General features: G+C 71.0%; 12 protein-coding genes and 1 pseudogene. 2 read left to right on the forward strand and 11 right to left on the reverse strand.

Translation table 11 applies throughout. The features are described from left to right. The 9 genes and pseudogenes from FNH05_RS21140 to pdxS form a co-directional block, all read right to left on the reverse strand. Window positions 1–392 (reverse strand): annotated as a pseudogene (locus FNH05_RS21140) (protein translocase subunit SecD); the annotation flags it as partial. A gap of 133 nt (window positions 393–525) precedes the next feature. Then, window positions 526–984 (reverse strand): preprotein translocase subunit YajC, encoded by a 459-nt coding sequence (yajC, locus tag FNH05_RS21145; RefSeq protein ID WP_144590445.1) that lies wholly within the window; start codon window positions 982–984, stop codon window positions 526–528. Between the two features lie 96 nt (window positions 985–1,080). Further along, window positions 1,081–2,154: a Holliday junction branch migration DNA helicase RuvB gene (gene ruvB, locus FNH05_RS21150; protein WP_144590446.1), complete on the reverse strand. Its 1,074-nt coding sequence runs from the start codon at window positions 2,152–2,154 to the stop codon at window positions 1,081–1,083. A gap of 9 nt (window positions 2,155–2,163) precedes the next feature. Continuing rightward, window positions 2,164–2,760: a Holliday junction branch migration protein RuvA gene (gene ruvA / locus FNH05_RS21155; RefSeq protein WP_144590447.1), complete on the reverse strand. Its 597-nt coding sequence runs from the start codon at window positions 2,758–2,760 to the stop codon at window positions 2,164–2,166. After that, the gene (ruvC, locus tag FNH05_RS21160; RefSeq protein ID WP_144590448.1) at window positions 2,757–3,377 is read right to left on the reverse strand and encodes a crossover junction endodeoxyribonuclease RuvC; all 621 of its coding nucleotides are present in this window, start codon (window positions 3,375–3,377) and stop codon (window positions 2,757–2,759) included. The genes ruvA and ruvC overlap by 4 nt, the downstream gene beginning before the upstream one ends. 307 nt (window positions 3,378–3,684) lie before the next feature. Next, window positions 3,685–4,206 carry a DUF4262 domain-containing protein gene (locus FNH05_RS21165; protein ID WP_144590449.1) on the reverse strand — a complete coding sequence of 174 codons (522 nt, stop codon included), beginning with the start codon at window positions 4,204–4,206 and terminating at the stop codon, window positions 3,685–3,687. A gap of 147 nt (window positions 4,207–4,353) precedes the next feature. Next, window positions 4,354–5,103 (reverse strand): YebC/PmpR family DNA-binding transcriptional regulator, encoded by a 750-nt coding sequence (locus FNH05_RS21170; RefSeq protein ID WP_144590450.1) that lies wholly within the window; start codon window positions 5,101–5,103, stop codon window positions 4,354–4,356. Window positions 5,104–5,124: 21 nt separating this feature from the next. Beyond that, on the reverse strand, window positions 5,125–5,745 hold the full coding sequence (gene pdxT / locus FNH05_RS21175; protein ID WP_144590451.1) for a pyridoxal 5'-phosphate synthase glutaminase subunit PdxT: 621 nt from the start codon (window positions 5,743–5,745) through the stop codon (window positions 5,125–5,127). Between the two features lie 77 nt (window positions 5,746–5,822). After that, the gene (gene pdxS, locus FNH05_RS21180) at window positions 5,823–6,737 is read right to left on the reverse strand and encodes a pyridoxal 5'-phosphate synthase lyase subunit PdxS (protein ID WP_144590452.1); all 915 of its coding nucleotides are present in this window, start codon (window positions 6,735–6,737) and stop codon (window positions 5,823–5,825) included. A gap of 228 nt (window positions 6,738–6,965) precedes the next feature. On the opposite strand from pdxS, the gene FNH05_RS21185 reads away from it, so the two are divergent. After that, window positions 6,966–9,086 (forward strand): elongation factor G-like protein EF-G2, encoded by a 2,121-nt coding sequence (locus FNH05_RS21185; RefSeq protein WP_144590453.1) that lies wholly within the window; start codon window positions 6,966–6,968, stop codon window positions 9,084–9,086. Window positions 9,087–9,122: 36 nt separating this feature from the next. Then, window positions 9,123–9,647, forward strand: a complete 525-nt coding sequence (locus tag FNH05_RS21190; protein ID WP_144590454.1) for an XdhC family protein — start codon at window positions 9,123–9,125, stop codon at window positions 9,645–9,647. A gap of 112 nt (window positions 9,648–9,759) precedes the next feature. Here the strand turns inward: FNH05_RS21190 and FNH05_RS21195 are convergent, their stop codons facing one another. Both FNH05_RS21195 and FNH05_RS21200 read right to left on the reverse strand, forming a co-directional pair. Further along, window positions 9,760–10,431 (reverse strand): IclR family transcriptional regulator, encoded by a 672-nt coding sequence (locus tag FNH05_RS21195; RefSeq protein ID WP_144590455.1) that lies wholly within the window; start codon window positions 10,429–10,431, stop codon window positions 9,760–9,762. A gap of 68 nt (window positions 10,432–10,499) precedes the next feature. Beyond that, the coding region (locus FNH05_RS21200; RefSeq protein WP_144590456.1) for a L,D-transpeptidase at window positions 10,500–11,286 on the reverse strand (787 nt) is incomplete at its 5' end.

An 11,286-nucleotide genomic window follows, 5' to 3' on the forward strand; every position in this document is an offset into this window, starting at 1 on the left:
GGCGGGGCGGTCGCGGCCTGGGCGTTGATGACCTTGCGGAAGTTCAGCTTCGCGGTCTGCCCGAGCTTCTTCGCCTGGTCGCCCTGGACGCCGGGCACGGTGATCACGATGTTGTTGCCGTCGAGGATCACCTCGGTGCCGCTGACCCCGATGCCGTTGACGCGGCGTTCGATGATCTGCCGGGCCTGGTTGAGCGAGTCCTTCGACGGCGCCGATCCGTCCGGGGTGCGCGCCGTGAGCGTCACGCGGGTGCCGCCCTGCAGGTCGATGCCCAGCTTGGGCGTCGGCTTCCCGCCGCCGGTGAAGAACACCAGCGCGTAGAGCACGACCACGATCAAAACGAAGAAGCCGAGATAGCGTCCCGGGCGGATCCGCCCGGCCGGTGGTGCCACGGTGGTCGTTCTCCTCGGAATGGATCGAGCTCGGGTCGCGGGCCCGCTGACAGCATCGGGAATCTACTCGATCACTGGTAAGGGCAGCGTGTTGCCCCCGACGCCGTGCGGGCGCCAGGGGCCGGCGTCGGACCTACTTCTTACCGTGTTCGAGCGACGGCGCAACCTGAGATTCGGACTTCTTCTCGTCCTCGCTCCCGGCGGCCGCCGGGCCGGCCTCGGTGCCGTCCGCAGCGGTCGCGGTGTCCGCCGCGTCCGAAGCCTCCACAGCCTCCCCCGCGTCCGCGCCCTCGTCGGTGTCCTCGGTGTCCTCGGTCTCGTCGACCGGCGGCGCCACCTTCTCGCGCACGGCCTGCCGCAGCCAGGTGGTGACCACGCCGGGGGCGATCTCGATGTCGATCGTGGTTTCGTCGCTGGCGTCGGCCACCGTGCCGTACAGGCCGGACGAGGTCATCACACGGTCACCCTCGGCCAGGTTGCTCAGCAGTTGCTGCTGCTCCTGCGCCAGGCGCTTCTGCTTCCGGCTGCCCAGCACCAGCGGGACCGCCAGGACGAGCATGAGCAGTAGCAGCAGCGGCAAAGACTGGTTCATGATTCTCCATTCGGCGTACGCCGGGTCGTGCGCCTATTTGTCCGGATGTGCTCTTTCGAGTGTGCCAGGTACCACGGTGCGACTCGGCACCCGGTTTCAGTCGGACAACGCCGACTGATCCACACGGCCGGCGTTCTCCGGCGGCCGCAGGCCGAGGTGCTCCCACGCGGTCGCGGTGGCCACCCGTCCCCGTGGAGTCCGCGCGAGCATACCCGCGCGCACCAGATACGGTTCGCAGACTTCCTCGACCGTGGCCGGTTCTTCACCGACCGCCACGGCCAGGGTGGACACCCCCACCGGTCCGCCCCCGAAGGACTGCACCAGCGCGGTGAGCACTGCCCGGTCAAGGCGGTCGAGGCCGAGTTCGTCGACGTCGTACACGGCAAGCGCGGCACGGGTCACGTCGAGCGTGATCCGCCCGTCGGCCCGCACTTCAGCATAGTCCCGCACCCGCCGGAGCAGGCGGTTCGCGATCCGGGGCGTGCCGCGCGAGCGCCGCGCGATCTCGGCGCTGCCCGCCGGGTCGATGCCGATGCCGAGGATCTCCGCGGCCCGCTTCACCACCTGATCCAGTTCGCTGTCGGCGTAGAACTCCATCTGGCCGGTGAAACCGAACCGGTCCCGCAGCGGCCCGGTCAGCGCCCCGGACCGGGTGGTCGCACCGACCAGCGTGAAGGGGGCGATCTCCAGCGGGATGCTGGTCGCCCCGGGCCCCTTGCCGACCACCACGTCGACCCGGAAGTCCTCCATCGCCAGGTACAGCATCTCCTCGGCGGGCCGGGCGATGCGGTGGATCTCGTCGATGAACAGCACATCGCCCTCGGCGAGGTTGGACAGCATCGCGGCGAGGTCGCCCGCGCGTTCCAGCGCCGGCCCCGAAGTGATCCGGATCGCGGCGTCCAGCTCCGCGGCGATGATCATGGCGAGGCTGGTCTTGCCCAGCCCGGGCGGCCCGGACAGCAGGACGTGGTCCGGCGGCACCCCCCGGCGGCGGGCGCTTTCCAGCACCAGTTCGAGCTGCTCGCGGACCCGGGGCTGGCCGACGAACTCGGCCAGCCTGCGGGGGCGCAGGGTCTTTTCGACATCCCGCTCGCCGTTCTGGGGGTACGCGGAGAGCGTGTCGTCTTCCCCTGCCGTGCCGTAGTCGCCGGTCATGTCGTCATCGTGCATGCTCTCGCCCTAGCGCTTGCGGCCGAGGAGGGTGAGTGCGGCGCGCAGCACCTTCGCGGTGCCGGTGTGCCCGCCCTCGGCGAGCACCTTGTCCACCGCCTGTTCCGCCTGCTTGGCCGCGAACCCGAGCCCGGTCAGCGCCTCCACCACCTCGCCGCGCAGGGCGTTCCCGGCGTCCGGCGCGCCCTCCGGCCCGGCGGGAGCACCGGCCATGACCTTGTCGCGCAGTTCCAGGGTGAGCCGCTCGGCGCCCTTGCGGCCGATGCCGGGCACCTGGGTGAGCACGGTGATGTTGCCTTCGGCCAGCGCGGTGCGCAGCTTGTCGGGGTTGAGCACGGCCAGCGCGGCCAGCGCCAGCCGCGGCCCGATCCCGGACACCGTCTGCAGCAGGCCGAACAGCTCCCTGGCCTCGATCTCGGCGAAACCGAACAGGGTCAGCGAGTCTTCACGCACCACCAGCGCCGTGTGGAGCAGGGCCTGCTCGCCGCGGCGCAGCGTGGCCAGGGTCGACGGGGTCGCCTGCACCGCGAGGCCGACTCCGCCCACCTCGACGACCACGTGGTCGAGCCCCACGGAGAGCACCTCTCCCCGCACCGACGAGATCATCGTGCCGTCCCCTTCCTGCGGGCCGTCTGCTGCCCCGTTTTCTGGGCCGTTTTCTGGGCCGCCCGCTGCGCCGCCGCCAGGCGCGCCCGGTGCGCCCTGGCCAGTTCGGCCGCCCTCGCCTCCGCTTCGGCCAGGCGGGCCCGCATCGGCTCGCGCCACAGGTGGCAGATCGCCAGCGCCAGCGCGTCGGCGGCGTCGGCGGGGCTGGGCGCCTCGGCCAGTCCCAGCAGCCGGGTCACCATACCGGTGACCTGTGCCTTGTCCGCACGGCCGGACCCGGTGACCGCGGCCTTGACCTCACTGGGGGTGTGGAAGACGACCGGAAGCCCACGGCGGGCGGCGCTCAGCGCCACCACTCCCCCGGCCTGGGCGGTGCCCATCACGGTGCGCACGTTGTGCTGGCTGAACACGCGCTCCACGGCGACGGCTTCGGGACGGTAGCGGTCCAGCCAGTCCTCCACCGCATCGGAAACCTGGAGCAGGCGGTTCGCCAGGGGAGCGTCCAGCGGGGTGCGCACGACGTCCACCGCCACGCAGCTGACCTTCCGCCCGGTCCCGCCGTCCACCACACCGAGCCCGCACCGCGTCAGCCCGGGATCGACACCGAGCACTCGCACCTGATCGCCTCCTCAACCGAACACCAGTTCGGAGGCTACCGGTTCACCACCACCACGCCCGGCAGGACGCGCCGACCGCCACCCGGTCCACTGTGGACAGATGCGGGGTGGTTCGCTTTGCCGTGAAGGGTCCCTTCACAGTCGATTCGACTGTGAAGGGACCCTTCACGGCACCGCGCAGCCTGCTTGAGGGTGGGACTCGCCCATGCAAGGAGCGACTTTGCCGGGACCCTGGTCGATACGGCCGCGAGGGGACCCCTCACAGGAAAGAAAGGCAGGGTCGTCCGCTTGGCCGCGGGACCCTTTGTTACGGACCGTCGACGCCAGGGGTCCAGCTCTCGGGCCTGCCGCTGTCGGTCAGCACCGGCTGCCACTCGGCGAAACCCTCCGGCGCGTCGGCGTCCCACGGCCACTTGCCGTCGCCGCTGGCGACGATGATCTGCAGTGCCGGGAAGTCCCCTTCGGGATACACCAGGAAAGCGCTGCCGAAGTACTCCGGGTAGTGGCCGGGGTGCACGCGTTCGAAGGTGACCGGCACGCCCTCGAAGAAGTCCTCGTAGACCTTGCCCGGCTCGAACGCGCCACCCGTGGCGGCACGGTCGACGTAGGCGTCGAGCAGCACCTGCGCCATCTGCTCGGGCAGACCGACCACCACGGCCTCCGGCACCTCGTGCATCGCCCAGACGCAGGCGGTGAAGCAGTAGCCGGATCCCTTGTCGTCGGCGGGAACCGAGATGACGGCGTTGCCCCGGCGCTCGGCCTCGGCGACGATCCATTCCAGCAGCTCTTGATCTTCGGGCGCGAGCGTCTCGGTCGTCACGCGCGACATTGTGCCCTACCCGAACGGGCCCCGACAGGCGCGACGCGGAAAAAACCCGAAAAGCCCGCGAGAACGCCGAAGGCCACCGGTGACGTCCTCCTGGGAGGGTCGCCGGTGGCCTTCGGTTTCCGGAAAACCGGGGCGGACCGGGGCGGCTCAGCCGACCTCGGCGAGCACCTCGTCGGAAACGTCGAAGTTCGCGTAGACGTTCTGGACGTCGTCGCAGTCTTCGAGCGCGTCGATCAGCTTGAAGACCTTCTTCGCACCCTCGGCGTCCAGTGGCACGTTCACCGACGGCAGGAAGCTCGCCTCCGCCGACTCGTAGTCGTAGCCCGCGTCCTGCAGCGCCTTGCGCACCGACACCAGATCCGTCGCCTCGGAAACGATCTCGAAGTTCTCGCCGAGGTCGTTGACCTCCTCGGCACCCGCGTCGAGGACCGCCATCAGGACGTCGTCCTCGGACAGCTCGTTCTTGGGCATGATCACCACACCCTTGCGGTTGAACAGGTACGCCACCGAGCCCGGGTCGGCCAGGGAGCCGCCGTTGCGGGTCAGCGCCGTGCGCACCTCGGAGGCGGCGCGGTTGCGGTTGTCGGTCAGGCACTCGATCAGCACCGCGACACCGTTCGGGCCGTAACCCTCGTAGTTGATCGTCTGCCAGTCGGCGCCGCCCGCCTCTTCACCGGCGCCGCGCTTGCGGGCACGCTCGATGTTGTCCTGCGGGACCGAGTTCTTCTTGGCCTTCTGGACGGCGTCGTAGAGCGTCGGGTTGCCGTCCGGGTCGCCCCCGCCGGTCCGCGCGGCGACCTCGATGTTCTTGATCAGTCTCGCGAACAGCTTGCCACGCTTGGCGTCGAGGGCGGCCTTCTTGTGCTTCGTGGTGGCCCACTTGGAGTGGCCGCTCATCTCTCCTCCATCTACTTGGTTCTAGGCGTCGCGCACCATGCCGACGAACAGACGGTGCACGCGCTCGTCCCCCGTGAGTTCCGGATGGAAAGCCGTGGCGAGCACCGGCCCCTGCCGGACCGCGACGATCCTAGCGGCCGCGTCCGGAGCAGCGGTGACGTCGGGCACCCTTGCCAGTATCTCCACCCCGTCCCCGGCCTTCTCCACCCAGGGCGCCCGGATGAAGACGGCGGGCAGCGGGCCGCCTTCGAGCCCGGCGAAATCGAGCTCCTCCTCGAAGGAGTCGACCTGCCTGCCGAAGGCGTTGCGGCGGACGACGACGTCGAGGCCGTCCAGTTGCCGCTGGTCGGGGCGCCCGTCGAGCACCTGGCGGGCCAGCAGGATCATCCCGGCGCAGGAGCCGAAGGCGGGCATGCCCGCCTCGATCCGCTCGCGGAGCGGATCGAGCAGCTCGAACGTCTCGAGCAGCCGCGACATCGTGGTCGACTCGCCGCCGGGCAGCACCAGGCCGTCCACCTCGGCCAGTTCCGCGACCCGGCGCACCGGCCGGACCCGCGCCCCGGCGCCTTCGAGCATCGCGGCGTGCTCCCGTACGTCCCCCTGCAGGGCGAGCACGCCGATCAACGGCTGTTTCGTGGTCACCTAACCTCCACAGTCCACTTTAGGCGAGCCCGCACCCTCCGGCTCCTCCGGCGGGTGCGGGCTCGTGTGCCGCAGGTTCACCAGCCGCGTTCGGCCAGGCGGTGCGGTTCGGGGACGTCGTCGACGTTGATGCCGACCATGGCCTCACCCAGGCCGCGCGAGACCTTCGCGATCATGTCGGGGTCGTCGTGGAAGGTGGTGGCCTTCACGATCGCCGCCGCCCGCTTGGCCGGGTCGCCGGACTTGAAGATGCCGGAGCCGACGAACACGCCCTCGGCGCCGAGCTGCATCATCATCGCCGCGTCGGCGGGGGTGGCGATGCCGCCGGCGGTGAACAGCACGACCGGCAGCTTGCCCGCCCCGGCCACCTCCCTGACCAGTTCGTACGGCGCCTGCAGCTCCTTGGCCGCGACGAAGAGCTCGTCCTCGGGCAGGGAGGACAGGCGGCGGATCTCGGCGCGGATCTTGCGCATGTGCTGGGTGGCGTTGGACACGTCGCCGGTGCCCGCCTCCCCCTTGGAGCGGATCATCGCGGCACCCTCGGTGATCCGGCGCAGCGCCTCACCCAGGTTGGTCGCACCGCACACGAAGGGCACGGTGAAGGCCCACTTGTCGATGTGGTTGGCGTAGTCGGCCGGGGTGAGCACCTCGGACTCGTCGATGTAGTCCACGCCGAGGGACTGCAGGACCTGCGCCTCGACGAAGTGGCCGATGCGGGCCTTGGCCATCACGGGGATGGACACCGCTTCGATGATGCCCTCGATCAGGTCCGGGTCACTCATCCGGGCGACGCCGCCCTGGGCCCGGATGTCGGCGGGCACGCGCTCGAGGGCCATCACCGCGACGGCACCCGCGTCCTCGGCGATCTTGGCCTGTTCGGGGGTGACCACATCCATGATCACACCGCCCTTGAGCATCTCCGCCATACCGCGCTTGACAACCGCGGTACCGCGCTCGGGGGCGGGGGAACCAGTGGACTGAACTTCGGACACGGGGGAACGCCTTTCACACGACGGGGGAGGTTTCCACCGTCCAGTCTAGGTCGGGGTGGACCGCTCTCCCAGGCCAGTAAGGCACGATCTCGGAAGGCCACTTTTCCGATCTTCGCAGGCACGGACGCTGCGCTGGTCGCGGCGAGGGGTTGCCGGAGGCCACCGTCGGGGTGTGTGATCGAAGGCACACACCCTTTCCATCGACAACGACGTCCGGGGAGGCGCGTCATGGCCGAGAAGCAATCGAAAGCCGGTGATTCCGGGGCCGCGGTCGCTGTGGACGATCCCCGCCAGGTGCGCAACGTCGTCCTGGTCGGCCCGTCGGGTTCCGGCAAGACCACCCTCACCGAGGCCCTGCTCGCCGTGTCCGGCACGGTGGCCAGGGCCGGTTCCGTGGTGGAGGGCACCACCGTGTGCGACCACGATCCGGCCGCCGTCCGCCAGCAGCGCTCGGTCGGGCTGGCCGTGGCGCCGATCCTCACCGACGGCGTGAAGATCAACCTGATCGACACCCCGGGTTACGCCGACTTCGTCGGCGAGCTCAGGGCCGGACTGCGCGCGGCGGACGCGGCCCTGTTCGTGGTGTCCGCCTCGGAGGGCGTGGATGCCGCCACCACCGCACTGTGGGCCGAATGCGCCGCCGTCGGCATGCCGCGCGCGGTGGTCGTGTCCCGGCTCGACCACCACCGCGCCGACCCGGCCGGGAAGATCGCGGCCTGCCGGGAGGCCTTCGGCTCCGGTGTGCTGCCGCTGTACCTGCCGGCGGGCGGGGGCGAACCCGCGCTCGTCGGGCTCATCACGCAGCGGCTCTACGACTACTCCGGCGGCTACCCGCCCGTGATGGGCCGTCCCGACCCGGCCGACCTCGACCGGATGACCGAGGCGCGCAACGAGCTGATCGAGGGGATCATCGGCGAAAGCGAGGACGAGTCCCTGATGGACCGCTACCTCGCCGGTGAGCAGATCCCCGAGGCCACCCTCATCGCCGACCTGGAGACCGCGGTCGCGCGCGGCACCTTCCACCCGGTGATCCCGGTCTGCGCGGCGACCGGCCTCGGCCTGGCCGAACTGCTGGACGGGATCAAACGTGCCTTCCCTTCACCGGTGGAGCATCCGCTGCCGGAGATCGAGCCATTGGCCGGGAAGATCCCGGCCCAGTTCCGCCCCGACCCGGACGGCCCGCTGGCCGCCGAGGTGGTGCGCACCGCGGTCGACTCCTACGTCGGGCGGGTCTCGCTGGTGCGGGTCTTTTCCGGCACGCTGCGGCCCGAGCGCCCGGTGCACATCTCCGGGCACGGGCTGGCCGAACGAGGCCACGAGGACCACGACGCCGACGAGCGGGTCGCGCACCTGTACTCGCCGCTCGGCTCGCACCTGCGCGAGGTGCCGTACTGCGTGGCCGGGGACCTGTGCGCGCTGACCAAGATCGGCTCGGCGGAGACCGGCGACACGGTGTCCTCCCCCGACTTCCCGCTGCTGATGAAGCCGTGGGCGATGCCGGAGCCGCTGCTGCCGGTGGCGATCGTGGCGCACAACCGCAGCGACGAGGACACACTGGCCCGCAACCTCTCCCGTCTCGTCGCCGGGGATCCCACGCTGCGTCTGGAGCGCAACGCCGAAACCGGCCAGCTCGTGCTGTGGTGCATGGGCGAGGCCCACGCCGACGTGGTGCTGTCGCGGCTGCGGGCGGGCGGCGCGGAGGTCGACACCGAACCGGTGAAGATCAGCCTGCGGGAGACCTTCGCCGGCCCGGCGAGGGGGCACGGGCGGCACGTGAAGCAGTCCGGCGGGCACGGCCAGTACGCCGTGTGCGACATCGAGGTGGAACCGCTGCCCCGCGGCTCGGGCTTCGAATTCGCCGACCGCATCGTCGGCGGGGCGATCCCGCACCAGTTCATCCCGAGCGTGGAAAAGGGCGTCAGGACCCAGTTGCAGCGCGGCCTTGCCGCCGGTCATCCGGTGGTGGACGTCCGGGTGAGCCTGGTCGACGGCAAGGCCCACAGCGTCGACTCCTCCGACGCGGCCTTCCAGACGGCCGGGGCGCTGGCGCTCAAGGACGCCGCCGCCAACGGCCGGATCCTGCTGCTGGAACCGCTCGACGAGGTGTCGGTGGACCTGCCCGACGAGCACCTGGGCGCGGTGCTCGGCGACCTGTCCTCGCGGCGGGGGCGGGTGCTCGGCACCTCGTCCGCCCCGGGCGGGCGCACCGTGATCCAGGCGGAGGTGCCTGCCACCGAACTGCTCCGCTACGCCACCGAACTGCGCTCGCTCACCTCGGGCACGGCGAGCTTCACCCGCCGCCACGCCCGGTTCGACCCGCTACCGGAAGGGGTGAAAGCGGCGACCTGAGCGGCCGCCGGCGCGACCGGTGGCAGACTCGGCGGCATGTCCGACACCGATGCCGCCTGCGCGGTCGCGCACGGCGAAGCCGCACCCGAGCCCGAACAGCGGACGCTGGTGGCGGTGTTCCGCACGCCCGTCGCCGGATTCCTGCTCCGGTACGGCGCCGACCTCGGCTACCGCACCCTGCTCTTCGAACCGGACGGCGGCGGCGCCGGCGAGCTGGACCTGCCCGCCGGGACCGGCGTGGTGGACAGCCTGCCCGTACTCGACGCCACCGCCGACGTGGTGGTCAGCAGCCACCACCGCGACGAACTCGGCACCGTCCTGCGCGACGTGCTCGCGCACCCGGTGCGCTGGGTCGGCGTCATGGGCAACCCGCGCCAGGTGGGCCCGCACGTGGCCGCGCTGCGGGAGCTGGGTGTACCCGAGGCCGAGATCGGCCGGGTGCACCGGCCGATCGGGCTGAACATCGGCTCGCGCACCCCGCCGGAGATCGCCATCGCCGTGCTCGCGGGCCTGCTCGCCGACCGCAACGGCCGCCACGGCGGCTTCGAATTCGCCGCCTGACCCGCTGAGGTGTGGGCCGTGAAGGGGTTGCGGATTGCCGTGAGGGGTCCCCTCACGGTCCTGCCTGAGCGTGGGACTCGCCCGGCAGACCGGGGCAGGCCTCGGCCGGGTGTCAGAGGAGGCGTTCGAGTTGCCGGGCGGTGCGCGTGACGGCCTTGGCGGCGGAAGTGGTGTCCAGGCCGTCGATCGCGACGACCCCGACGCTGCGTTCCACGGCGTGGGACAAACCGGCGGGCAGCCTCAGCCCGGCGGACACCCCGACCGCGCCGCGCTCCAGCTGGCCCCGGGTGAGGCTGTAGCCGTCGCGGCGGGCCTGCCGGACCGGTTCGGGGTCGTCCGGCCGCTCTGGACGGGTGGCGAGGATGGCGATCCCCGCCGCGCCGAGGGTGAGGGGGTGGCGGCTGCCGACGCGGTACCCGACGGTGAGGACGCTGTCGTCGGGCTCGCTCACCATCATCACCACGGCTTCCTCACCCTCGGCGGCGGACAGGAACGCGGTCGCGTGCGTCTCGTTGGCGAGGGTGTGCAGGATCGGCCGCACGTCGCGGCTGAACTGCGGTTCGAACCGCGACGCCAGCACGGCGACCCCCACCGCGAGCCGGACGCGGCCGTCCTCCGTGCGCGCCACCAGCAGGTGCGCCTCCAGGGTGGACACGATCCGGTAGCAGATGGCGCGGTGGACGTCGAGTTCGCGGGCCAGGTCCGCGATCGAAATGCCCTCGGGGGCCTGCGAGATGACGTCGAGGGCTCGCAGCCCCCGGTCCAGCGTCTGCAGCGTGCTCATCCCGCCCCCCTTTCCCGCGCCGACGGCGCCGACCTTACTGGGCGGGCGCCGCCGGTGCGGGGTGTACCTCAGTTGTGCGTGGCGCTGCCCGCCTGCCAGTCGGCCCAGCTGAGCTCCCAGTCACCGTAGGTGTCCCAGAGCGGCAGGACCGGGCCGCCGGAGTTGGTCACCTCGACCACGTCGCCCAGCCCGAACTGGTTGAAGAACGCCTGCGCGTTCTGGGGGCTGAGGTTGATGCAGCCGTGCGAGACGTTCGAACTGCCCTGCTGGTTCACGGTGTTGGGGTTCTCGTGCACGAACTCGCCGTCGTTGGAGATGCGTTCCGCCCAGTACTCGGTGGAGCGGTAGGCGCCGGGCGCGGGCGGGCACACGCCGTACGTGCAGGAGTCCATGATCACCTGCTGCTGCTTGTCGGAGATCACGTGCGGGCCGACGTGGGTGGGCGTGGCGTCCTTGCCGAGGCTGATCGGCATCGTCCCGACCACGGACCCGTTGTGCAGCAACTGCATCTGATCGGTGTTCCCGTCGGCCTTGGCGATCCAGGAATCGTGGATCTGGTAGGTGACCGAGCGGTCGGTCTTGCCGTACACCCCGCCGCCGAGGTCGACCCCGTAGAGGTTCGCGTCGAGCTTGACGGTCGTTCCGGCCTGCCAGTAGCTCTGCGGCCGGTAGTGCACGGTCTTGTTGTCGATCCAGTGCCACGCGCCCTGCTGCGGCGGGGTCGTGGTGACGGTCAGCGCCTTCTCGGCGGCCGCCCGGTTGGTGACGGCGTGGTCGAAGGACACCCCGATGATCTGGCCGACGCCGAAGGTCAAACCGGCGGACGGGGGTGCGGGGATGAGCGAGGGGTAGGTC

The sequence above is a fragment of the Amycolatopsis rhizosphaerae genome, assembly GCF_007713715.1.
Taxonomy (GTDB): domain Bacteria; phylum Actinomycetota; class Actinomycetes; order Mycobacteriales; family Pseudonocardiaceae; genus Amycolatopsis_E; species Amycolatopsis_E rhizosphaerae.